Source organism: Desulfobaccales bacterium, from assembly GCA_041648175.1.
Taxonomy (GTDB): Bacteria; Desulfobacterota; Desulfobaccia; order Desulfobaccales; family 0-14-0-80-60-11; genus 0-14-0-80-60-11.
On sequence record JBAZPO010000019.1, the window covers coordinates 15861 to 37704 of the forward strand.

The window sequence follows — 21844 nt, forward strand, 5'->3', positions numbered from 1 at the left end:
TTAAATCAATTAATTGATACCTTTAATTATTGCATCAAGTTTATCCTTATCAAATGTTAAGCATAAAAATTCATACAGTTTATTATATAAAGGCATATTAAATTTAGCAGGACCGTCATGTCCAACCAGTTCCAAGAGTGGAGTGGAATCTTGAAAAATCTTATTAAAGTGAAGTTCAAAGACTTGAGCTTCATTTTTCCCTATAACTTCATACGCTGGAGAATAAGATATTGCACTATCTGAGATATAGAAGCCTATTATAGCGTTTTCATTTACCTTATGATATGAAAAATAAGGCGCTTCATGAGAAACTCTAATCCGTAATTGCGCTTTTGAGTCAAATTCTACTTCTTTGATAATTTCAAATAATCGTTTACAAATACCAATAGTTTTAGCTATATAATCAATCATAGCTTCATATTCTTTTCCTTCTTCTTTAGCTATGAGCTTAACATATTCAGTTTGAGGATCAAGAAATATGATTCGAATCTTGCAGCCTTCTGATAATCTTTTTGCTATTGTTTCTTCAGCCGAATCGCCAAAATCTTGTCTTAAATTGTGATCAATTCTGTGAAGAACTGAGCGTCCAAAACAGTTAATCTCTTGAGGTTCATTTGATAACACCCAATCATTATAAATATCATAATTTGACAACCTATCTCTAGTTATGAGGCGCATTCCCGGAGGATCAGGTTTAGTTCCTGGTAGCTTATCTATTACTTTTGCGGCTATTTCATTTCCTATATCTTCGGTTTCTCTTTTGAGAATGCACAATTCTCTAAATAAACTTAAAACTCCTGTAACTATCGATGCCGAACCCAAGAACGTTATTATTTTATTTGTTACTTCTTCTTTAATCCAAAAGCTAAATGACAATAAAGCTATTCCTATCAATAATAATGCTACAGAGAATAAGGCTCTAATAATCTTCCCTGATCCCATTGCTAAGTTCCTTCATTAAGCTGCTTAATTAAATTTATAAATTCAATTAATTAAAAATATCCATGCATCAAAAAATTGCCCTATGGTTAGCGCCTCCTTACATTTTATCTGTTTTTTTGATCTATAGGGCCGCAGCCCCGGCCGCAGCCACCGCCTGGTCTTGCTCCACGGCCCCGCCGCTCACCCCGATGGCGCCGATCACGGTGTCCCCATCTTTAAGAGGGATGCCCCCGGGAAAAATAATGAGGCGGCCATCATTGCTGGCGTGGATGCCGTAGAGCGGTTGCCCCGGCTGGCACAAGGGGGCCAGGGTTTTGGTCTCCATATTGAAGGCCCGGGCGGTGTAGGCTTTGTTCATGGCGATGTTGATGGAGCCCAGCCAGGCGCCGTCCTGACGCTCAAAGGCCACCAAGTTATTGCCCTCGTCCACCACGGCGATGTTCATGGGAACCTTGATCTCTTTGGCCTTGGCTTTGGCCGCATCGATGAGGCGCAAGGCAGTTTCAAGATCTATTTTTTTCGCCATGACAAATACCTTAGTGCCGAATGAGGGCGGGTTTGAAACCCGCCCCTACAATATCATTTGTTAATGGGAAGGCTCTTCGGCCTTGCAGACGCCCAACGGGCAACTTCCCGCCAGGTGGGCGTTGTATTCGTCCCGGAAGCGCTCGATGGTGGTCTTAATAAAGAAGTACGGGCTCATGCCCAAAGCGCAGTTGGACGAATCCACCATGATCTGGGAGACCGAAATCATCCTATCCAGATCGGCTTGGGTGCCAATGCCCGCGGCCACCTTGCTGATGAGCTCGTAGAGCACCCGGGTGCCCCGGCGACAGGGCAGGCAGAACCCGCAGGACTCGTGCTGGAAGAAATACAGGATGGACTTGACCACGTCCACGACGCAGGTGGTGTCGTCCATCACCAGCATGGTGCCGGAACCCAGGGCGCCTTCAGCCTTGGCCATGGCCATGTATTCCATGGGGGTGTCCAGATGCTCGTCTTTAAAGAACCCGAAAGAAGAGCCGCCGGTCTGACAGGTCTTGAACTGCCGGCCTTCTTTGACGCCGCCGCCGTACTTGTCGATGAGCTCGCGCACGGTCATGCCACAGTTGGCTTCGACGATGCCGGGGTTCTTCACCTGGCCCACCACCTGGAAGATCTTGGTGCCCGCGGCGTCCGCGGTGCCCTTAGCCTTGTACCACTCGGAGCCGTTGACGACGATGCCCGGTACGCTGGCCAGGGACTCGACGTTATTGACGATTGTGGGCTTGTTCCAGACGCCCACCACACCCGGGAAAGGCGGCTTGACGCGGGGGTTGCCGCGTTTGCCTTCGATGGACTCGATGAGCGCAGTTTCCTCGCCGCAGACATACGAGCCGCCGCCGGTCTGCACCTGAATATGGAAAGAGAAGCCGGTGCCCTGGATGTTATCACCCAAGAGGCCCTTGGCTTCGGCGTCGGCAATGGCCTTGTTCAGCCGGTACATGGACAGATAATATTCGCCCCGGACGTAAATGTAGCCGTAAGTGGCGCCCACCGCGTAGCCCGCGATGGCCATGCCTTCCAGCACCCGGTGCGGATCGCCTTCCATAATATAGCGGTCTTTGATGGTGCCGGGCTCGCCTTCATCGGCGTTGCAGACGATGTACTTGGGGGTCGTGGGGTTGGGCATGGTAAAGGACCACTTCAGCCCGGTGGGGAAGCCGGCGCCGCCCCGGCCACGGAGACCGGAGTTTTTCACCGTATCCACCACTTCGGCCTGGGTCATGGCCAGGGCCTTCTTCAAGCCCTCGTAGCCGCCCCGTTCGAGATAGGCGTCCAGGCTCAGAGGATCGATCTGATCCACGTTGGCCAGGAGGACCATCTCATCACCGCTCGAGACATAATCGCTCATGGGATTCGTAGTGCGGGGGAGCGTCCGATAGTCCACGGTCTTGCCGGCGCGATAGTCGCTGATAATATTCTTGATGCGCTCGACCGTAAGCCGCCCGAAGACCACCTCGTTGATCTGCATGGCCGGGGAGACTTCGCAGACGCCTAAGCAGGCGGTGTGCTCCAGGGTGAACAGACCGTCGCCGGTGGTTTCACCGGCTTTGATGCCCAGTTCGGCTTTGAGAGCTTCCAGGAGGTTGTCGGACCCCAGGATGTGGCAGGGGGGCGACTCGCACATGCGGATGATGTACTTTCCCCGGGGCGTCGGCGAAAACATCGTATAAAAGCTCATGACGCCGTAGAGATAGGCATAAGGAATATCCATGCCCTCGGAAATCAGCTTCAGGGCTTCCATGGGCAACCAGTTGCCGCAAATACCCTGAACCGTATGGAGAGCAGGCTGCAGCCCCCCCTTGACGGCTTTGAAGCGGCTGACGGTTTCGGCGATGGCGGATATCTGCTCGGGGCTTAACGCGGCGCTGACGGGAGTCTTAATCTCCATTAGCATAGATCCATTGTGTTGATTCTTTGTGAAAATTTTCTTTATTGACTCTGGTCTTTTTAATATCAATCCCCACGGGTGTCAAGCAAATTTTTCTTTTTTCTGGGCGGATAATTATGCGCACAAGTTAGGTTGCAATAACTCACGCGATTTTCTCTTTGGTTCTGGGTAAGTTAGCTCACCTCTGTTCCAGCGGGCCTTAGGGCCGCAGCCAGGCCAGGCGTCCCAGGAGCTTGAGCCAGGCGCCGCCTTCCCGGAGCGCCAGCTTAGATAACCAAAAGTAGCGGCGATTGCGCCAGTAGTGGCGCACCAGGCCCTGGGCGGGGAGGGGATACACCATGATGTTATGGGGGCGGAAATGACGCTGAAAAAGGAACCGGGCCCGGTGAATGTGGACTGAGTCCGTCACCAAACCAACGGCGCGGCTGCCGCACGTTTGTACCAACGGCAAGGTGTGCCGGGCCGAAGCTGCGGTGCTGCGGCTGGCTTCCTCCAAAATCAGACAAGGGTGCAAGGCTGCCCGGATATCGTCGCCCCAGTGCTCGCCGGCCCAGGCCAGGGCCCAGTCCGCCATGGCCCGGGCCTCAGTGCAGTGGCTGCCGGGCCGGCAGCCGCCGGTGAGGAGCATATAAACCCGGGAATCGCAGTGATGCCAGAGGGTAAGGGCATGGACCAGGCGCAGCCGGGCCACCCGGCCAGGTTTATTTTCAGGATTGAGGCGAGCCCCCAAAACAATGAGGCCGTCAAGAGAAAGATTGGGGGGAAAGGGGGAGGAAGAAGCAGGGCGAAAAGGCGAAAAGGGGAAAAGGCGAAAAGAGGAAATTTCTTGGTCGCGGTCTTGAGGGTTTCTAAAATTTTTCTTTTTAAGAGTCACGGTTCGGTTTGCATTAAGGAGTAGTATTCTTAATGTTTAAGGTCCCCAAGCGAAGCTTGGGTTAACCTTTGGTTCCCAAGTACAACTTGGGAACCAGAAAAGAAAACCCCCTTCGCCCTTCCCCTTTTTCCCTTTTTCCTCAAGTCATTTTAACCTTTTCGCCATTTATCCTTTTCGCCTTTTCGCCTCTCTTTTCTAGTCCCGGCCTTCCAGGCGGGCTCTTCCTTCTTGCCTCCGCGTTTAGGTTTGGGCGCGGGCGGTAACGTCCCGGGGAGGTCCAAAAAAAAGCTGCCGGGGGTGGGCGGCTGGATTTTTTCCGGTTTGGGCTTGTCGGGGGCCTGGGGCGGGGGCGGCAGTTGCAGCAGGTCCCGGGGCAGGGGCGGGGCCAGATACAGGCCTTCGCCGTAACCGGTAAACTTAAGGCCGCGCCGGTCCGCGGCCTGGGCCTGGACAATGACCAGGATGGGATGCGGAGCGCGGCGGCGCCCCAGTTTCACGGCCGCGTCCTTGGTGGTTGTCAAGACGAGATCCCGGTCCGGGGGCGTTTTCAGCCCCTCTTCCCACACCTTGGGGTGGGCCTTGGGGGGGATGGCCACATAGAGCAGGGCAGGGGGGGGCTCTCCGGGAGGGCGGCGGAGACTGGCCGGCTCCGGGTTAAGGGAGCGGATTTGTTCCGCCACGATCTCAAACACCGGGGGCGAGATCAGGCCCACCACCTGGTCCAGGTGGTGCCGCCGCACGAAACCCCAGCCGGGTTCGGCCACCAGGGTCTGGAGCAGGTGTTTGACGGGGACGAAGCCATCGTCGGAGAGCACCAAGCCAAATTCGTCAGGCCGGTGGCAGAGGATGTAGGTAAGCATCCGGGCCAGGGATTCAAGTTGTTTCGGCAGACGTGACATAATCAGGCGGTTTTCGGTTTCCAGTTTTCGGTTAGGCCGTGTTATAAGGCCTTTACAAAAAGGCCCTGACTGACCATATTATAAATAACTTTATCAGGCGCGTCACTGTTTCTTGCGAAACTTTGGGGGCGCGCCAGAGCTTAATAAAAGATACCTCTGTGACAGTCCCATACCTTTCAGCCTGAGGAGCCCAGCGACCGAAGCATCTCTTAAGTACAGTAAATAGGAGATCCTTCGCTGCACTCAGGATGACAAAATGGGTTGTGCAGAGGTCTCATACTTAAGGAGATCGCCATGCCGCAATGCCATGTGGAACTTTATTCCTTGAGCACCTGCAGCCATTGCCGGGATACCAAAGATTTATTGAATCAATGCGGCATTAACTATGACTGTGTGGATGTCGATCAGTTGGAGCCGGAAAAACGCCGGACCATCCTGGAAGAAATCAAAAAAATGAACCCTCAATGCACTTTTCCTACGCTGGTTGCGGGCGAAAAAGTCATTATCGGGTTTAACGAAGCTGAAATCAAGGAGGCTCTGGGGATTCCATGAAAGTCGAGGAACTCTATGAAATCTTGAAGAAGGCCCAGGAGCCCAAGGGCTTCTATTTCAATCAAGATAAGGCGCGGGTCTGGCAACTCTTGGAGGGGCTTTTAACCAATAAGGAGCGCTACGGCTATATGTGCTGCCCCTGCCGGCTGGCTGCCAGCAACCGGGAGTGGGACCGGGACATCATCTGCCCCTGTGTTTACCGGGGGCCGGATGTGGCCGAATACGGCAGTTGCTATTGCAACCTCTATGTCTCCAAGGAGTGGAACGCTGAAACCAGTCCCCATGCTTACGTGCCGGAGCGGCGGCCCTTGGAAAAGAGATTCCCGCTGTAAGGTTGCTCAAGGCGCCTTTCCTGATAAAGACACCTGCACAACTCAATGCCAAACGTCCTTAATGACATTGACAAAGCGCTTCGAAATGATAAAATTATCTAGTTAAATGGACCAGGCGCATTATTTTCTCCAGCATCAAAAGGAGCTTCTGAAAGAGGCGACGGTCATCGCCGAGGAGGTGACCTCTGACTTTTTCAAGCTCTCGGGCAGCCATTGGCGCCGGGCCCGTTACGACATCCTGACCCTGGAGGCCCTGCGGGCGGAAGAAATCTCGGAGCACGCCCTGGCCATGGTGGCCAAGTATGACGGGCGCCACCAGGACCGCCTCTTACAGTCTGCAGTCTTCGATTTTTACCGGGTCTGTCTGCAAGACCACAATATTCTTAAAACTCTGAAATGTTGTCATGACTTGCGCCTGTTTCCCCTGCTGCTCTACATCGTCACCCACGAGTTGGTGCATATCGTGCGGTTCAGCCAGTTTTTGGCGCTTTTCGAGACCCCGGAAGAGGGCAAGCAGGAGGAGGAGCGGCGGGTGCATCGCCTGACCCAACAGATCCTGGCGCCCCTTTCGGTTCGGGATTTGCCGCCAGTGATACAATATTATGATGATAAGCTTCAAGGAGGTTTGCAGTATGCCAATTTATGAGTATCAGTGTGCCGCGTGCGGCCAGGTAGTGGAGCGCTGGCAGAAAATTTCCGAGGCTCCCCTGACTGAATGTGCGGCATGCGGCGGTAGTCTTCATAAACTGATCAGTTCCTGCGCCTTTCACCTCAAGGGCAGCGGGTGGTATGTAACGGACTACGCCGGTAAAAACCCCGCCTCCGGGGCCAGTGACAACAACGACGGGGCCAAGGCCGCAAGCAGTTGCAGCGACAGTGGCGACAGTAAACCTGCGGAAGCGACCAAAACCGAGGCCTCTCCTGCGCCTAAGATAAAGTGAGCTACCTGATGATTCTCCCGGTTGGGAGAGAAAGAGAGCAATAGTGGCAGAGATCAAGAGTGCCTTAGAGTTGGCCCTGGAAAAAGCGGAGCATTACGGCCGGGCAAGCCGCGAGGAGATGGCGGCCGCCCAGTATCAGGAACAGGGACGGCACCTGGCGGTCCAGTTCCTTAAAGGGGAAGGGGACTTGGCGGCGGACCTGAAGAATCTTCCCCCTGAGGCCCAGGCTACCGCGCGGCTGGCCGTAAAAGAAGTCTTTTTGCGGAACATCGGCCTGCCTCGGGAAAATACCGTGGACCCCCGCCAGGACCGGGCGCTGGAAGGATTGGTTCTGGTGGCCGGCAACCCAAAGGACATGGCTCGCTTCCAGACTGAACTGGAGCAGCTCCTGCAACAATACATCCAGGTTCGCAACAACGCCTTGCAGCAACTTAAAGGCAGGTTTACCGCCGGCGCCGCGCAGATGCAGCGCAACATGGAAGCCCAATACGGCCAAAACGCCCGCCTCGATGTAGAGAAACTGCCGCAATTTCAGGAAGAGTGGCGCCGGTTTATGGGTCAGCTACAGGACCAAATCGAGCCCATGCTGGCAGGACTCAAGGAGAAGATGCTCCTGGCCTAAAGATTACTCAAAGTTTATAAAAAATCAGGGGCGACCACAGGGTCGCCCTTTTTGCGTCTGGAATATTTATCTCTGCGCCTCTGCGGTTATACCAAGTTGCGTCCATAGAAGTAAAAATAGCTTCGGTTTTGTAGGATCGTACCTGCATGTGCGGCCACCACGAGGGCGGACACATAGGTCCGCCCCTACAAAAACAAAATTACCTGTATGAGCGCAACTTGGTATTAATTATTTTTTTCACCGCAGAGGCGCAGAGAACGCATATGTTCGATCAATTATCAAATCAGACATAAGAGAATGGTCTCGCGGCGTTAACAGGTGAGGTGCAATGCCGCGGCCAGGCGACGCTTGGAGCTCAAGTCGTTGATGACCTGACAGGCTGCCTTGGTGGGGAAAACCATCAGATCCACCCCCTGGTCCCGGAGGTAAGCCGCCAGGGCCGGGTCTACCGCCATGTTTCCGGGATCGCCCTGGCCCACTACCAGCACCTGGGGGGCTGCGGCCAAAGCCTCGGCCACGTCGTCCAGTTGCAGCAAGTGGCCTTCTTGGCGCCACCAGTCACTCTTAATCCGATCCGGCCAAATCAGCACATCGTTCTTAAAAGTCTGCTCGTCTATCCGTATTAGCCCGAATTCATAGAAGTCGATATGCATGCTTTCCTCTGGTGCTTCGGTTTAGGCTGCAAATACTTCCTTGATTGCCGTCCTGCGCCCAGAACCCTTTAGCGGCGTCCTCCGTCAATGTAGGGGTTCCAATAGGGCGGCGTGTACCAGTACTCCAACTCCGGCGGATACCAATCCCGGGGGACAGGATAATAGTACTTTTCCCAAGTGGGGGGTTCTATATACCTGACCTGGCGGGCCTTGAGGAGAAGCACACCATCTTTCGCGCCCTCAACTACTCCGGCCACCACTACCTTGCTCTTGGGAATATACCATGTGGAGTTCAGCCACTTATCACTTTCCACCAGAAAAGTCCCGCCCGAGGCGGCGCCGATGGGATAGAGCCGTTCATCCATCTGCCGCTGGTCTACCTCCAAAAGGCTGCCCTTCTGCCAGGGCTGTACGCTCATAACCAGGCCACCCAAAATGACCAAGCGGCCTTTATACTGCTCCGGGTGCGCGGTTAATTCCGCAAACCCCACCGGGGGAGCGGCCTCCTGCTGCAGGGTAGGGGAGATGGCCGGCACACAGCCCGCCAGAGCCAGGAACAACCCCAGAATCAGCCAGAAAATCTGCATCGCAGGTCTCTCTATCGGTACGGCTACATCTTCTTCTAAAAATATAAGAATCATAATCCTCGTCGCAAGGGATAGCTCTGGCTGCTGATTGTCCGCAGTTATCTTTTAATTTGATATATAATAACCGGATAAATATTCCTGGATAAGAACTAACTAATGGCTGCGGATGATGATTGAATCACGGAGAAAAGTTGAGCCGGAAGCGCGGGTGCGCCTGGAGCGGGTGGCCATTGTCCTGTTTCGGCCCCAGCTACCCGAGAACATTGGCGCTGTGGCCCGGGCCGCCTGCAATATGGGGATCAACCGCCTGGTGCTGGTGCAGCCCTTAGAGCTGCACGCAGAGCGCATGGCCATGATGGCCACCGGACCCTCGGTGCGTCTTCTGGACACCATGGAGGTCCACGACGACCTGGCCGCGGCCCTGGCGCCTTTCCAGTATATTGTGGGCACAACTGCCCGGTTGGGTGGGGTGCGCACCGACTATGCCTCCCCCCGGGAGATGGCTTCCCGGCTGGTTTCAATCTCGGCCGAAAACGAGGTCGCCCTGCTGTTCGGGCCGGAAAATTGGGGCCTCACCAACGAGGAACTGCCTTTCTGCCACGCCCTGGTCACCATCCCCACCGGCGAGTGCTCCTCTTTAAATCTGGCCCAGGCCGTCATGGTTATGGCCTATGAACTGTTCACCGCCGCCAGCCCCAAACCCCATTATGTCCCCCGCCTGGCCAACTCCCAGGAGTTGCAAGTCATGTACACCATGCTCCAGGAGACCTTAGTGAAGATCAACTTCATCAGCCACCAGAACCCGGAGCACTGGATGTTCAACGTGCGCCGCCTCTTTTCCCGCCATGGCCTGAGGGCCGGGGAGGCCCAGGTGATCAAAGGCATCTGCCGCCAGATCGACTGGTATGTGGGCAAGCGGTTGGAAGATATGCAGAAATAGAAAATAATTTGTGATGCCTTCAGCAAACAGACAACCTATGTATCACATTTTAATATCATTAGATATGCTTCCTCTCTTGGCTTTTTCCATGCTGCACCCACAGAACCACATTTTAATATTTAGATCATATCAGTAGTCGGTTGGAATTTTTGAGAAGCTGCGGTTTTGGCAAGCAATGCGCCGGTCCTACCTGCAGCGAGAACCACGATTAAGGGACCGGCTTTGATTCTAAAAGAACCTCCGGGTACTCTGAATACTTGACTCTGCACATTGGAAGCTAGTCGCTATTCTTCCTGTGTATCAATTGAATCTGTTTAAGAAGGTGATTATTTAAAAATATAGTTAACTGCGAGGCGGGTTCCCTCTCCCCATAAAACAACAAGGAGAACAACCATGAAGCACCTAACTGCAAAACACTCTACTTTGCTTACCGCAGTAATGGGACTGGCGCTCATCGTCATTATGATGACCGGAACCGGCTTCGCGCAGCCGGCCGGGGCCGACCCAGCGCTGGTGCGGATCGACAGCGGCCAGGTGCGCGGCACCGCTGCAAACGGGGTGATCGCCTTCAGCTCCGGGAACCCAGCACCAACATTTCCGAGGACTGTCTCTATCTCAACGTGTGGCGTCCGGGGTCTGCCGCGGACAAGCCCTTGCCGGTTTATGGTCTGGATCTATGGCGGCGCGCTCGTCAGAGGCGCTGCTTCCATTTATCCTGGAGAATTTCTCGCCCGGCAGGGTATCGTGGTTGTCAGTTTCAACTATCGCCTTGGCCGCTTTGGATTTTTCGCCCACCCGGCGCTGGCGGCCGAGGCACCTGAGGCGCTACGGGGCAATTACGGTCACATGGACCAGATTGCGGCGCTTCAATGGGTCAAGGGCAATATCGCCGCATTCGGTGGCGATCCGAACAACGTGACCATCGCCGGGGAGTCCGCCGGCGGCGAAAGAGAAGAAGGGCATCATCGTCCCGGCATCATTGCGCACATAGAGCCGCTCCAGTTCTTTGGGCAGCATGCGGTAAGGCTATCGGCCTGGACATAGACCTACAAGGGCAGAAAGCCGCGGCGGGTGGCCTGTACCAACAACCTGGCCTACCGACTCAAGAGCTAAGCTTTTGACCAAAAGCTCCGGCCCGAAGACAAGCTCTTTGGATCAACCGCACCAGGGCCTGGAAGATCATCACGGCCGCCGCGAAGAAGGCCGGCATCGTGAAGCCCATCTACCCTCACCTGCTGCGGCACAGCGACGCCATATAGAGACTGCGGTATTCCTAAAGTCATGATGAAACATGGGCCAGGATGATTTCGCCAAATCCAAACCTCCGGATGAGCCATAGAGGGCATAAACAATGATGCCGTCGTCCCCGAAATAGACAGTGCCATCCGAACCGATGGTCGGCGGGCTGTCTATCGTAACTGCCAAATCCCCGATAACGCCTCTTCAGACTGCCGTTTGGATTAACGGCGTAGAAGTACTTACATACGCGGTACAGGCATTGCGGTATGCATAGAGTTATGATGAAACATGGACCAGGATTTCGCCCGGCCTCCGGATGAGCCATTGAGGGCATAAACAGTGCCGCCGGCGTCCCCGAAGTAGACAGTGCCATCCTTACCGATGTTCGGCGGGTTGCTTATACTACTGCCAAATCCCCGATAACGCCATTTCAGGGTGCCGTTGGGGTTAAGGGCATAGAGGTAGCCATCCCCAGACCCCACATAGATGGTGCCGTCAGCCCCGACGACTGGAAAGCCTACAGAACCCCCGCTCAAATATTTCCACTGCAAGCTGCCGTTTTTGGGGTTAAGGGCATAAAGATGTTTGTCATAAGAGCCTATATAAACAGTGCCCTTCGCTCCTACGGCGGGAGCACTAACATAACCAGGCCCGGCTGAATACTTCCACTTCAAGCTGCCGTTATCGAGGTTAAGGGCATAGAGGGTTCCCATGTCTTGGCCTCCACTTACACCCACATACACGGTACGGTCGTAGCCGATGGCCAGACCTTCGACCCCAGCCGGCCACGGGGTCATATACCGCCACTTCAAGGTGCCGTTTGGCCTAATGGCAATGAGGCAATGGTCGGTACTCGTGCTTGCCTTAACCCCCACTAAGATTATCGCCTGGCTGGGAAGACTATGCGGACCGATAGCTGGAGAGAAGAAAAAAGAAGATTCAAAATTACTTGGATGATATACAAATCTCCACTTCAGTGTGCCGTTAGGGTTCATGGCATAGAAGTATCCGTTACAAGATCCTACGTAGATAGTTCCATCTGAGATAGCCGGGGAAGAACGAATTATGTCACCGGTTGAATACTTCCACTTCAAGGTGCCGTTGGGGTAAAACGCATAAAGATAATGATCCCAAGATGAAACATAGATGGTGCCGTCTTTATCGATGGCCGGGGAGGTGCTCACATAACTTCCAGTTCTATAGCTCCACTTTAGGGTACCATCAGCTAATGCATCTCGCAAGCCGATGAAAGAGCCGAACAGGCTGGAGCCAGGAATAATACCGGAAATCATCGTAGTTAATAAGAGGCAACTTAACAAGGACCATGGTCTAAGTCTTTGGGTCATGTAGAGGGTCTCCTTAATGCCATCAATTAATAAATCTTTAAAAAGATTTTTAAAGATTTTCCATAAACCCTTGGCCGCTTACAAAAAGAGTATTCAGAAATCAGTAAGCTTTCGCTGCCTTCTACCAAAATAGTTTAACTATGCACTTATTGGGAAAATTTATCATATTTTAGAAGTGTTTTCAAGAAGTAATGGACCAAAGGGAGGCAGGGAGATGGGCAAAGAGATAAGCGGGAGTGGGTTTACCAGAGGGCAGAAGTCCCCTTTTTAGGCCTTCACTAGCTGCTATAAATGCGCGATTTAAGCTAAAAATAATAAGTAACTCATATGGTTATCATAAATGGCAGTTCATACCATGGCAATTGTTAAATTTAACCCTCAAGGTCAGATCTAATCTGACCTCGATTCGAAGGTTGTCAGTTCAAATCACCTTTAATTGCATTTTATATCAAGGAGTTAGCCCTAAGGCTTATAGTACATCAGCTGCCGGGCGATGGGGTCCACGGCCTCTTCCAGGGTCTGTTGTTCTTCCGGGGTCATGGGGATAAAGTTTCGGGCCGCGGCGGCCAACTGGCGCACCTGGGCGTCGGAGTCGGCCCCTACCACCGCCAGGCTGACCGGATGGCTCCAGGCATAAGCCAGCAATTCCCCCACAATGGCGTCGGAGTCTTCCGCCAGTTGGGGAAGTTGGCCGCGGCACAAGGTTTTCATGGCAATGACGCCCATTCCCTTGTCCATGGCTTCTCTGGCCAGGGGCAGAAAACTGGCTTGATGCGGTTCCGCCGGGTTAACCGGCAGGAGTATGGTATCAAACTCGTACAGCTTTAAAGCGCGGCGGAGCACCTCAGGATCGTGGTGGCCGGTGATGCCGATGAACCGCACCCAGCCACGGTCCCGGGCATGGTGAAAGGCCTCCAGGGCCCCGCCCTTCGCGCCCAAGTCCTCAACTTCGTCCATGGTGCGGATATCGTGCACCTGCCACAGGTCCAGGTAATCGGTGTCAAGGTTTTTCAGGGTGATGGTCAGGTGAGCCATGGCCTCCTTAAAGGAGCGGCCATGGGATTTGCTGGTCAGAAAGATTTTATCCCGGTGCCCTTTGAGGTTGGGACCCAGGTAGGCCTCGCTGCCGGAGTAGGCCCGGGCCGTCTCGAAGTAATTAATCCCTTCCTCCAGCGCGGCCTCGATCACGGCCGCCGCCTCACGCTCCTGTCCATAGGTGCGCAAGACGCCTTCTCCGCCCAGACCCAAAATCGTGGCGGAGTAACCGGTTTGTCCCAGGGTTCTCTGGGGAATGGTCATTATGCTTCTCCTTGGCGCAGGTCTGGCATTTTCCCACCCGCCTTGACAGGTTGGTGCCGCCTGTTATCTTAATGATAAGATGCAAAAGCCCGATGTAAAGCCCGTTTCACCATATCCGGCGCTGGCCGCAGCCATGCCCAATATCCCAAGGGGCAGCGGCGTCTATCTGTTCAAGGACGCGAACGGTAAGGTGCTTTACGTGGGCAAGGCGGTAAACCTGAAAAACCGCCTGCTCTCTTATCTCAAGACGCCGGAACGACACGATCCCAAGACCGCGCTGATGTTGAAGAAAATGGCGCGGGTGGACGTGATCCTCACCCCCACGGGGCGGGAAGCCCTCATCCTCGAGCGCAACCTTATCAAGGAGCATAGGCCCCGCTACAACGTCATGCTCAGGGATGACAAAAATTATCTCTGCCTGCGCCTGGACCTTAAGGAGAGCTTCCCGGCGCTGCGGTTCGTGCGGCGCTTTAACCCCGACGGGGCCCTCTATTTCGGTCCCTATGCCTCAGCGGGGATGGCCCGGGAGACCTTGAAGGTGATGAAGCAGGCGTTCGGGGTGCGCACCTGCAAGGAGCGGCGCCTGGCGCCCCGTTCCCGCCCTTGTCTGGAATATCAGTTAGCCCATTGCCTGGGGCCTTGCGCCGGGTGTGTCAGCGACGCCGACTACCAGCAAGCGGTGCAGGAAGCCGTGCTCTTCCTCAAGGGGACCGGCAAAGGGCTGCTCAGAAGGCTCAAGGTTCAGATGGAACAGGCCGCCGCCGACCTGGACTTTGAGCGAGCCACGATCCTTAGGGACCGGATTACGGCTATCACCCACACCCTGGAGCGCCAGGACATGGCCCGGCCGAATTTCAAAGACCAGGACGTCCTGGGGCTGGTGGAGGACGCGGGGCAAGCCGCGGTGGTGGTGCTGGTGGTGCGGGCCGGGCTGGTTAGCGGCAGCCGGGAATATTTTTTTTCTGAACTGCCCCTGGACGGCGATCTGCTGGGGGCCTTCCTCAGGCAATATTACGCTGAGGGCCGGCCTTTGCCGGAAGAGCTGCTGTTGCCGGTCGAGGTGCCGGATCACCAGCTTCTTGAGGCCTTGTTCAGTGACGAAAAGGGCTCAAAGGTACGGCTGCTGGTGGCCCCGGGCGGCGAGAAGGCGCGGTTACTGGCCATGGCCGCGGACAATGCCCGAGAGACGCTCAAGCGTCGGACCACACCGCCGGCGCCCAACGTGGCCTTGGGTGATCTGAAAAATCGCCTTAATTTGCCCGAGCCTCCCACGCTTCTAGCGTGCCTGGACATCTCCACGCTCCAGGGAGAGCAGCCGGTGGGAGCGTTGGTGGCTTTCACCGACGGGGTGCCGGATAAGTCCCGCTACCGCCGCTTTAAGATCAGGGAGGTGGCGGGGCAGGACGATTACGCCATGCTGCGGGAGGTGGTGGGCCGCCACTACGGTAAGGAAGGGCAAGAGTTGCCGGACCTGTTGGTGGTGGATGGCGGCCGGGGCCAATTAAACGTGGTGACGCAAAAGCTCAAGGAGATGGGCCTGGCGAAAATTCGGGTGGTAGGCCTGGCCAAGGCCACCGAACAGGACGGCCGTCCGGTGCGGGACCGCCTCTTTCTGCCGGGACGGAAGAACCCTCTGTTTCCTCCGGCCAACGCCCCGGGCTGGCTTCTGCTGCTGAGGCTTCGGGACGAGACCCACCGCTTCGCCATCACCTATCACCGCAAAAGGGCGCGGAAGGAAATGCTGGCCTCGGTTCTGGATGAGGCCCCGGGCATCGGGCCGGTGCGGAAGCGGCGGCTCCTGGAACATTTTCCGAATATTGAGGCCATCAAGAGCGCCAGCGCGGCGGAACTTGCGGGCCTGCCGGGCTTTAATCAAAAGGTCGCGGAGAGCTTAAAAGAGTGGCTGGCAGCAGGGGAGGGGGCGTAGGGGCCGAGCTGTGTGTCAGTCCTGTTACAACCTCGTTTCCAAATATAACTTGGGAACGAGGGAAATAGTTTCCTGAATAAAATTTATCTATCAATTTGCAACCTTACTTAAACTGCCTTTTTCAAAAATGTAGTATATATCTCCTTTATTTTTCATATCAGGAAATTTAAAAGTGGTCTTACCACTTTTTATATCTATCGAGATGTAGTCACTGCCAGTGCCAAATTGATCTGTAACCTTAATAAAATCATCACCCCTTAATAATATAAGTCTAAACCACGCTCGAGTTGCTGAAGATTCTTGAATTAATATTGCTTCGTATTCACCTAAATTATTAAAAAATGTGTGAAAACTGATTATTAATTTATTGTTTTCGTAGATAATTTTATTATTCAATACAACTGAACATTCAAATAGATTGCCTTTAATAAAAGCTACATCACCTAATTTAGTATTAATAATTTTAATATCTTTTTTTCTCTTAATTGCTCCTTGTTCAGGAGCCTCAGGCGCTTTACTTATCTGGCGTCTCTGAAATTTTCTCAGAGCGACCTGGTTGATCCACTCCACCGGCACGGCGAAATTCAGGCTTTGGCTATCCTTCAGGTAGAAGGTGATAATGCCCACCAATTCCCCCTCAGCATTGAACAAGCCGCCGCCACTGGAGCCCTGGGAGATGGCCACCGTGGTCTGGATGAGGGGCGGAGGGCCGCCGCGCAGTTGGGAAACAATCCCTTCGGACAGGGAAAGTTCCAACCCCTGGGGCGCGCCCACGGCATAAACCGGCTCGCCGACCTTGAGCCCGGCCGCTCTTCCCAGTCGGGCCGGTTTGGCTGCCAGGCCTGGGGCGGATAGGAGACAGAGGTCCTTGTCGGGGTCACCCGCTTTCAAGGAGGCCGGCACGCCTTTCTTGCCCTGGCCAACCATGTACCGCCCCCCCGCCTTCGCCACATGGTAGTTGGTGATAACGTCGCCGGACGGCAGCATGACCCCGCTGCCCAGCCCCACCGGTTTACCCTCCTGGTCGTAGGCCTTGACCACTACCACCGAGTCTTTCACCTGCTCGTAAACCTGGCTCGCGGTTAGTGCCAGCGCCGCTTGCGGTAAGGCTGTAAACAAGGCCAGGAGTAGAAACCACAACATCCAGTAAAGCGCCAGCCGTGACCGCATTGCTCTTCTCCCCTTTGGCAGTATATGCACAAAAAAATAAGGTGGGCAATGCCCACCCTACATTTTTCTGCGTCCTCTGTGTCTCTGCAATTATAAGGTTCGGTTACGCGCCATAGCCGCCATCGACGTCCAGCACGGCGCCGGTGATATAGGACGCCCCTGGGCTGGCGAGAAAAACAATCGCCGCGGCAATCTCCTCGGGCCGCCCATAGCGACCGAGTGCTACAGTCGCGTGGAGACCATCTGCAAGGGGGCCACTAACGGGGGCCATATCGGTGTCGACGGGGCCGGGCGCCACGACGTTGACGGTAATGTTTCTCAGCGCCAGGTCTCGCGCCGCGCCTTTGCTGTAACCAATAATGGCGGCCTTGGTCGCCGCGTAGTCGGCCACACCGGGAAAGCCCGCGCGTGTGGCTGCGATCGAGCTGATCGAGATGATCCGGCCACCTGCCCCCATAACCCTCGCCGCGGCCCGGATGGCAGCTACCACGCCGCCGACATTGACCGCAAGTTGGTGATCGAATTTGGCGAGGTCGTTCTCCGGATTATCGATCGCGCCAGTGACCGCGACGCCAGCGTTGTTGACGAGGATGTCGAGGCGACCAAACCGTTCAACGACCGCTTTGACCAAGCCCTCGACCTGAGCGGGATCGGCCTGGTCAGCCTTAAAGGCCCCGGCGCGGACGCCTTTGCTTTCGAGCTCCCGGACGAGAGCCTCAGCCAAGGCGCCCGAGGCCACGTAGCTGATGGCGACGTCGGCGCCGTCGTCGGCGAGCGCCTGCGCCGTGGCCGCGCCGATGCCCCGCGAGCCGCCGGTAACCAGAGCAACTTTGCCGGTGAGTTTCTTGGACATGGTTTGGTTCCTTTATGCCGTCTAGTGCTTGACGTTCTTGTGGAGGAAGTTTCGCATCAGGTCGGCGATCTGGTCGCCGTCCTCCTCAAGCGCAAAGTGTCCGGTGTCAAATAGGTGAAACTCCAGATTCTTCAAGTCTCTCTTATAAGGCTCAGCGCCGGCCGCGGGGAAGATCTGGTCATTCTTGCCCCAGACGATGAGCATCGGCGGCTGGTACTGGCGGAAGCAGGCTTGCCATTTCGGGTAGAGCGGCGGGTTGCTGCCATAGCTGTAGAACAGCGCGAGCTGGATCTCGGCGTTCCCCGGGCGGTCGAGCAACGGCTGGTCGACGTTCCAGGTGTCGGGGCTGATCGCCTCCTTGTCCCGGACGCCGTCGGTATATTGCCAGATGGTGGCGGCGCGGGTGAGAAGGCCGCGCAGAGGCTCCTCGCGCTCCGCCGTCTTTTCCTTCCAGTAAGCCTTGATCGGCTTCCAAAAGTCGTTGTCGATGCCCTCGTCGTAGGCGTTGCCGTTCTGCACGACGAGCGCCTGCACGCGCTCCGGGGTCTTGACAGCCAGGCGGTAGCCGACGGGTGCACCGTAGTCCATAACATACAAGGTGTACTTTTTTAGCCCGACCTTCTCTGTGAACTTTTCGATCACCTCGGCCAGGTGGTCGAAGGTGTACTCGAACTGGTCGACGGTCGGCATCGAGCTGTTCCCGTACCCGGGGTAATCCGGGGCCACTAGATGAAACTCATCGGCCAGCGCCGCGATCAGGTTGCGGAACATGTGTGAACTGGTCGGGAAGCCGTGGAGCAGGAGCACGACGGGGGCGTCCTTAGGCCCGGCCTCGCGATAGAAGATATCCAGGCCGTCGATTTTCACGGTCCGATAGGCCACTTTGGCTACCGTTGGCTTCATGGACAAGGGCTCATTCTTTAGGGTCATAATTGAAATCTCCTTCAGTTAGCCCGTGAAATTCATTGGGTAGATAGTGGTTTTACAACCTCGTTCCCAAGACTGGCTCGGGAACGAGGCAAACCTGAGTTCGTCCCGAGATCAGGTAATCTTGATCGCCTTGGCATTTTCCCAGAGGCCGTGAATATTGCAGAGCGAGGTGGCAACGAGGACTCCCGGCTTGTTGATTTTCAGCGCGATAGTGGCGCCATGATGGGTATATACCGGACCCTTATTCGCTCCCTCCACCGCTTCCCCGTGGGCGGTAAATTCACAATTCGCCACCTGGTAGGAAAACTTGTCACCTTCGGGTTTAAAAAAGACCTGAATCCATCTGATGTGATGCTCCGTAGTGTTGGGATGAGCAACTTCTTTGCCGAGGGTCACCTTGACTTCGAACATCTCGTCGGCTTTCACTGCGTCCGGGCACTCGATAACCGGCACGTGTTTTTCAATCTGCCAATCTGCGGTTTGGTATAATTCTCCGATTTTCATGCTTTATTCTCCTTGTCTGGTATTGAAGGCACTGGCTTTCAGAAGCCCGCCAACCGAAACGTAAAAGCAATTCGCTGGGGCGCGGTAAATTGAACCATAGTGTTTGCCATAAATTTATGCCGCTGGCTGATTTTTAATCCCCCTAAATCCCCCTTTTTAAAAGGTGGACTTTATAAGTAATTCCTTATAGTTCCCCCCTTTAACAAAGGGGGGTTAGGGGGGATTTGGGTGTTAAAGTATCTCCTGATTACGGAAAAAACTTTTGGCAAACGCTATAACTTAGCCAATTATCTCCTTGCTCCCCTATCCCTTACGCGGGGGGTGGGTCGGGGTGCGCGTGCGGGGTGCCGAGGTAGGGGAAGCCCTTGAGGAGGTCGGTGTGGGGCTTCAGCCCGTCGGGCGGGATCTTGCCCTTGGAGAGCATGGCCAGGCGGTGCGCGACGATGTGGTCGGTGAGCAGGCGGCCGTTTGGATATCCGCCTGGTTTGGCGGGGTCGAAGCTCAACATGTCGGGCGAAATGCCCTCGGCATCGATCACGGCTATAGCCTCTTCCCTGGAGTAGCCCCCGACGTGCTCTAAAGAGTGGATGAGATGGTCTAGGAAGAGCTCCCGGTCCTGAGCCGGCTCGCTCCGGTTGAATATCGGTTTGACCTCGTCGGTGAAGAAGAAGTTCGCAAAGGTCGGGTTACCGGAGCGATCGACGGGAACAAGCTTGCCGCCCCGGCGGATGCTTACCCGCCCCCAGATGCGCACCGCCGGGTTGGCGCCGAGCATTTGCGTCGGCAGCTCAAAGGCCATGCTGAAAACGTTATAGTTCGCAAAAAGGTCTTTCCCGGTCCACCGGCTCGGGTCCGGCGTGCCCTCGAGGTTGGTGAAGTTTGTGAAGTTGTTGCCGTCCTGGTAGTGGAACATCCTCAGGATGCCGGCGAAATCGATGAAGAAGGCGTCGCTGCGCAGTCCGAGGAAACAGGTGTAGGGGCCCGACGTGTGGATATGCGGTTCGGGCCCGAAAGACACCTCGACGTCTTTGAAGATCACCTCTCCGGCAGGCTCAGCCTGACGAGCGTCGGAACCGGTGGCCAGGTAGACGGTGGCCTGCTGCCGCCCATCGCGCGGCTTGGAGAACACCAGGATGAAGGCGAGCTCGGTTTCGGCGTCACCGTTGTTATCGATATTGATCCGGTAGACGGCGTCGGGATGGAATTCAGCCCCCTGGACGAACGAATTGCAGTTGAGGATTATTACGGAGCGCGATGCGTCCGCCGGTGCCTGAAAGGCGTAGAGATCGGTGAGATCGAGTCGAGTGTCCCCTTCGGGGGGACCAAGCTTCAGGCCAGTGAAGTGGTTCGACATGGCGTTCTCCTTACGGTAATATAGCGTGTAAAAGTTCTTTAGAGCAAAAGGTAGTGGCGGCCCGTTCTTCTGTCAAGAGACGGGGGCAGGACATAAGGTAAAAGAGGGAGAGGTGCGCAAAAGGCGCTCCAGGCGCTCTCCCCACCAGGCATTATCTTAAGAGAATAACCAAAGGGGCGACCCAACGGGTCGCCCCTACATGTTGTTCAATTTTTTAACCTGCGAGGTGGGAAAAGAATTGGGGGGCCAAACCTGCTAATAGCCGATAATCATTATTTCCTAGATTTAAGGGCGCCTATTGACTAGGGTTTACTAAATAATTATTTTGAAGGATATTTTTTACTAATATAAGGGGGACTTATGCTAGTTAATTGGACTAATTTAAATGGAACCCTGACGAGCGATCCAGCCGTTATTCGGATTGACGATGTTGTCACACCTACCAGAAGCCGTCTTGAGGTGTTTGTTCGTGGCGCCGACAACGGTTTGTATAACATTCGACGTCCCGGAGTGTCAACGCCGTGGGAAGCCTGGAAACAGTTAGGCCTGTCTGCTGTCGGGGGGCCGATGCTTGCCGGGAAGCCGACGGTTGCTCTCAATCTAGATGAACGCCTTGAGGTATTTTGGCGAGGGGTCGACAATGTGCTTTACCACATCGTAGAAACCGCCCCGAATAGTAATGCGTATTCAACGCCGGCGCCGCTTGGGGTTTTTATCCAGAGTGATCCCGTTGCGATCCAAGATTCTGCCGGGCGCATTGTAGTATTTTATCTTCGCGCTGGAAACAGATGTGAATACGTCAGGCAGGAAGCGGCCAACACAGGCCCATATAGTAGACGTACCCTCGGTGGAATTCATACCAGCAATCTGGCGGTGGAGCTGAATGGTGGTGCAATCAATCACCTTGAGGTTTTCGCAGTCGGGACCGATAACGCTATGTGGCACATCTGGCAAACCGCCTCATTTAGCAATGGCACAACAAGCGGAGACTCCTGGTCGGATTGGGAGTCTTTGGGTGGAAATCACACCAGTGATCCCTCGGTTGTCAGGAATTTAGACGGACGCCTGGAAGTATTTGCGCTGGGCACCAATTATAATGTGTACCACATGTGGCAGCCTGCGCCTGCCAGCGGCCCCTGGTCAGCTTGGGAAAACCTACCGGCGGGTCCTTTCACCAGCAGTCCAGTGGCTATTCGAGATCAATTCGGAACCCTCCAGGTATTCGTAGTCGATATCAGTGGAAATGTTGTTAGCAGAATACAGCGGGATCAGGCAAGTAACTGGGGGCCGAGGGATCCGGATACTGGGCCTGGGGCTGTTACCCTTGGGGAGCCATGGACCGGAAAAGTGAACCCAATTTTGGCTTCTAGAGCCCTGGGACCACTTGAAGTCTTTATCCGAGGGCCGGTAAATAATCTTGCTGTGGGGGTAGTGCCTGTGCCTTAG

At 54.9% G+C, this 21844-nt stretch carries 23 protein-coding genes; 9 read left to right on the forward strand and 14 right to left on the reverse strand.

Annotated elements, in window-relative coordinates:
* Nucleotides 1-9 precede the first annotated feature (9 nt).
* The 5 genes from WC600_15535 to WC600_15555 all read right to left on the reverse strand — a co-directional run bounded on the left by WC600_15535 (nucleotide 10) and on the right by WC600_15555 (nucleotide 5149).
* Entirely contained in the window at nucleotides 10-942 is a 933-nt protein-coding gene (locus WC600_15535) for a hypothetical protein (GenBank protein MFA4904144.1), read from the reverse strand.
* Between the two features lie 121 nt (nucleotides 943-1063).
* Complete coding sequence (locus tag WC600_15540; GenBank protein ID MFA4904145.1) at nucleotides 1064-1468, reverse strand: heme-binding protein; 405 nt, start codon at nucleotides 1466-1468, stop codon at nucleotides 1064-1066.
* Nucleotides 1469-1528: 60 nt separating this feature from the next.
* On the reverse strand, nucleotides 1529-3376 hold the full coding sequence (nuoF, locus tag WC600_15545; protein ID MFA4904146.1) for an NADH-quinone oxidoreductase subunit NuoF: 1848 nt from the start codon (nucleotides 3374-3376) through the stop codon (nucleotides 1529-1531).
* Between the two features lie 199 nt (nucleotides 3377-3575).
* Nucleotides 3576-4250 (reverse strand): YdcF family protein, encoded by a 675-nt coding sequence (locus tag WC600_15550; protein MFA4904147.1) that lies wholly within the window; start codon nucleotides 4248-4250, stop codon nucleotides 3576-3578.
* Nucleotides 4251-4399: 149 nt separating this feature from the next.
* Entirely contained in the window at nucleotides 4400-5149 is a 750-nt protein-coding gene (locus tag WC600_15555) for an RNA 2'-phosphotransferase (protein MFA4904148.1), read from the reverse strand.
* A 294-nt stretch (nucleotides 5150-5443) separates the two neighbouring features.
* Between WC600_15555 and WC600_15560 the strand changes: the two genes are divergently transcribed.
* From WC600_15560 to WC600_15580, 5 genes are all read left to right on the forward strand, one after another.
* Nucleotides 5444-5701: a glutaredoxin family protein gene (locus tag WC600_15560; protein MFA4904149.1), complete on the forward strand. Its 258-nt coding sequence runs from the start codon at nucleotides 5444-5446 to the stop codon at nucleotides 5699-5701.
* Entirely contained in the window at nucleotides 5698-6033 is a 336-nt protein-coding gene (locus WC600_15565; GenBank protein ID MFA4904150.1) for a ferredoxin-thioredoxin reductase catalytic domain-containing protein, read from the forward strand. The genes WC600_15560 and WC600_15565 overlap by 4 nt, the downstream gene beginning before the upstream one ends.
* Before the next feature lie 106 nt (nucleotides 6034-6139).
* A complete protein-coding gene (locus tag WC600_15570) occupies nucleotides 6140-6679 on the forward strand; it encodes a hypothetical protein (protein MFA4904151.1) in 540 nt (179 codons plus the stop codon).
* Nucleotides 6666-6974: a zinc ribbon domain-containing protein gene (locus WC600_15575; protein MFA4904152.1), complete on the forward strand. Its 309-nt coding sequence runs from the start codon at nucleotides 6666-6668 to the stop codon at nucleotides 6972-6974. The genes WC600_15570 and WC600_15575 overlap by 14 nt, the downstream gene beginning before the upstream one ends.
* A 43-nt stretch (nucleotides 6975-7017) precedes the next feature.
* Nucleotides 7018-7596 carry a hypothetical protein gene (locus tag WC600_15580; protein MFA4904153.1) on the forward strand — a complete coding sequence of 193 codons (579 nt, stop codon included), beginning with the start codon at nucleotides 7018-7020 and terminating at the stop codon, nucleotides 7594-7596.
* A 311-nt stretch (nucleotides 7597-7907) separates the two neighbouring features.
* Here the strand turns inward: WC600_15580 and WC600_15585 are convergent, their stop codons facing one another.
* Together WC600_15585 and WC600_15590 are read right to left on the reverse strand one after the other, a co-directional pair.
* Complete coding sequence (locus tag WC600_15585; protein MFA4904154.1) at nucleotides 7908-8249, reverse strand: MTH938/NDUFAF3 family protein; 342 nt, start codon at nucleotides 8247-8249, stop codon at nucleotides 7908-7910.
* A 68-nt stretch (nucleotides 8250-8317) separates the two neighbouring features.
* Nucleotides 8318-8836 (reverse strand): Slp family lipoprotein, encoded by a 519-nt coding sequence (locus WC600_15590; protein MFA4904155.1) that lies wholly within the window; start codon nucleotides 8834-8836, stop codon nucleotides 8318-8320.
* 166 nt (nucleotides 8837-9002) lie between these two features.
* Here WC600_15590 and WC600_15595 point away from each other — a divergent pair, with 166 nt between their 5' ends.
* Entirely contained in the window at nucleotides 9003-9776 is a 774-nt protein-coding gene (locus WC600_15595) for an RNA methyltransferase (GenBank protein ID MFA4904156.1), read from the forward strand.
* 393 nt (nucleotides 9777-10169) lie between these two features.
* Nucleotides 10170-10820, forward strand: a complete 651-nt coding sequence (locus WC600_15600) for a carboxylesterase family protein (GenBank protein MFA4904157.1) — start codon at nucleotides 10170-10172, stop codon at nucleotides 10818-10820.
* A gap of 434 nt (nucleotides 10821-11254) precedes the next feature.
* On the opposite strand, the gene WC600_15605 is transcribed toward WC600_15600, so the two are convergent.
* Nucleotides 11255-12361, reverse strand: a complete 1107-nt coding sequence (locus WC600_15605; GenBank protein ID MFA4904158.1) for a PQQ-binding-like beta-propeller repeat protein — start codon at nucleotides 12359-12361, stop codon at nucleotides 11255-11257.
* A gap of 462 nt (nucleotides 12362-12823) precedes the next feature.
* Entirely contained in the window at nucleotides 12824-13660 is an 837-nt protein-coding gene (locus WC600_15610) for an aldo/keto reductase (protein MFA4904159.1), read from the reverse strand.
* A 79-nt stretch (nucleotides 13661-13739) separates the two neighbouring features.
* Here WC600_15610 and uvrC point away from each other — a divergent pair, with 79 nt between their 5' ends.
* On the forward strand, nucleotides 13740-15587 hold the full coding sequence (uvrC, locus tag WC600_15615) for an excinuclease ABC subunit UvrC (protein ID MFA4904160.1): 1848 nt from the start codon (nucleotides 13740-13742) through the stop codon (nucleotides 15585-15587).
* Between the two features lie 90 nt (nucleotides 15588-15677).
* On the opposite strand, the gene WC600_15620 is transcribed toward uvrC, so the two are convergent.
* The 5 genes from WC600_15620 to WC600_15640 form a co-directional block, all read right to left on the reverse strand.
* Complete coding sequence (locus WC600_15620) at nucleotides 15678-16757, reverse strand: serine protease (GenBank protein MFA4904161.1); 1080 nt, start codon at nucleotides 16755-16757, stop codon at nucleotides 15678-15680.
* Between the two features lie 103 nt (nucleotides 16758-16860).
* On the reverse strand, nucleotides 16861-17610 hold the full coding sequence (locus tag WC600_15625) for an SDR family oxidoreductase (protein ID MFA4904162.1): 750 nt from the start codon (nucleotides 17608-17610) through the stop codon (nucleotides 16861-16863).
* Nucleotides 17611-17631: 21 nt separating this feature from the next.
* Complete coding sequence (locus tag WC600_15630; GenBank protein MFA4904163.1) at nucleotides 17632-18540, reverse strand: alpha/beta hydrolase; 909 nt, start codon at nucleotides 18538-18540, stop codon at nucleotides 17632-17634.
* A gap of 111 nt (nucleotides 18541-18651) precedes the next feature.
* Nucleotides 18652-19044 (reverse strand): class II SORL domain-containing protein, encoded by a 393-nt coding sequence (locus tag WC600_15635; protein ID MFA4904164.1) that lies wholly within the window; start codon nucleotides 19042-19044, stop codon nucleotides 18652-18654.
* A gap of 310 nt (nucleotides 19045-19354) precedes the next feature.
* Entirely contained in the window at nucleotides 19355-20398 is a 1044-nt protein-coding gene (locus tag WC600_15640) for a DUF4331 family protein (protein ID MFA4904165.1), read from the reverse strand.
* A 360-nt stretch (nucleotides 20399-20758) separates the two neighbouring features.
* On the opposite strand from WC600_15640, the gene WC600_15645 reads away from it, so the two are divergent.
* Nucleotides 20759-21844 (forward strand): hypothetical protein, encoded by a 1086-nt coding sequence (locus tag WC600_15645; GenBank protein ID MFA4904166.1) that lies wholly within the window; start codon nucleotides 20759-20761, stop codon nucleotides 21842-21844.

Coding starts and splice junctions, on each gene's coding strand:
- WC600_15605 (MFA4904158.1), bottom strand. CDS start 12,361: ATGACCCAAAGACTTAGACCATGGTCCTTGTTAAGTTGCCTCTTATTA.
- WC600_15560 (MFA4904149.1), top strand. CDS start 5,444: ATGCCGCAATGCCATGTGGAACTTTATTCCTTGAGCACCTGCAGCCAT.
- WC600_15600 (MFA4904157.1), top strand. CDS start 10,170: ATGAAGCACCTAACTGCAAAACACTCTACTTTGCTTACCGCAGTAATG.
- nuoF (MFA4904146.1), bottom strand. CDS start 3,376: ATGGAGATTAAGACTCCCGTCAGCGCCGCGTTAAGCCCCGAGCAGATA.
- WC600_15640 (MFA4904165.1), bottom strand. CDS start 20,398: ATGTCGAACCACTTCACTGGCCTGAAGCTTGGTCCCCCCGAAGGGGAC.
- WC600_15540 (MFA4904145.1), bottom strand. CDS start 1,468: ATGGCGAAAAAAATAGATCTTGAAACTGCCTTGCGCCTCATCGATGCG.
- WC600_15570 (MFA4904151.1), top strand. CDS start 6,140: ATGGACCAGGCGCATTATTTTCTCCAGCATCAAAAGGAGCTTCTGAAA.
- WC600_15625 (MFA4904162.1), bottom strand. CDS start 17,610: ATGTCCAAGAAACTCACCGGCAAAGTTGCTCTGGTTACCGGCGGCTCG.
- WC600_15535 (MFA4904144.1), bottom strand. CDS start 942: ATGGGATCAGGGAAGATTATTAGAGCCTTATTCTCTGTAGCATTATTA.
- WC600_15620 (MFA4904161.1), bottom strand. CDS start 16,757: ATGCGGTCACGGCTGGCGCTTTACTGGATGTTGTGGTTTCTACTCCTG.
- WC600_15645 (MFA4904166.1), top strand. CDS start 20,759: ATGCTAGTTAATTGGACTAATTTAAATGGAACCCTGACGAGCGATCCA.
- WC600_15635 (MFA4904164.1), bottom strand. CDS start 19,044: ATGAAAATCGGAGAATTATACCAAACCGCAGATTGGCAGATTGAAAAA.
- WC600_15595 (MFA4904156.1), top strand. CDS start 9,003: ATGATGATTGAATCACGGAGAAAAGTTGAGCCGGAAGCGCGGGTGCGC.
- WC600_15555 (MFA4904148.1), bottom strand. CDS start 5,149: ATGTCACGTCTGCCGAAACAACTTGAATCCCTGGCCCGGATGCTTACC.
- WC600_15630 (MFA4904163.1), bottom strand. CDS start 18,540: ATGACCCTAAAGAATGAGCCCTTGTCCATGAAGCCAACGGTAGCCAAA.
- WC600_15585 (MFA4904154.1), bottom strand. CDS start 8,249: ATGCATATCGACTTCTATGAATTCGGGCTAATACGGATAGACGAGCAG.
- WC600_15575 (MFA4904152.1), top strand. CDS start 6,666: ATGCCAATTTATGAGTATCAGTGTGCCGCGTGCGGCCAGGTAGTGGAG.
- WC600_15565 (MFA4904150.1), top strand. CDS start 5,698: ATGAAAGTCGAGGAACTCTATGAAATCTTGAAGAAGGCCCAGGAGCCC.
- uvrC (MFA4904160.1), top strand. CDS start 13,740: ATGCAAAAGCCCGATGTAAAGCCCGTTTCACCATATCCGGCGCTGGCC.
- WC600_15590 (MFA4904155.1), bottom strand. CDS start 8,836: ATGCAGATTTTCTGGCTGATTCTGGGGTTGTTCCTGGCTCTGGCGGGC.
- WC600_15610 (MFA4904159.1), bottom strand. CDS start 13,660: ATGACCATTCCCCAGAGAACCCTGGGACAAACCGGTTACTCCGCCACG.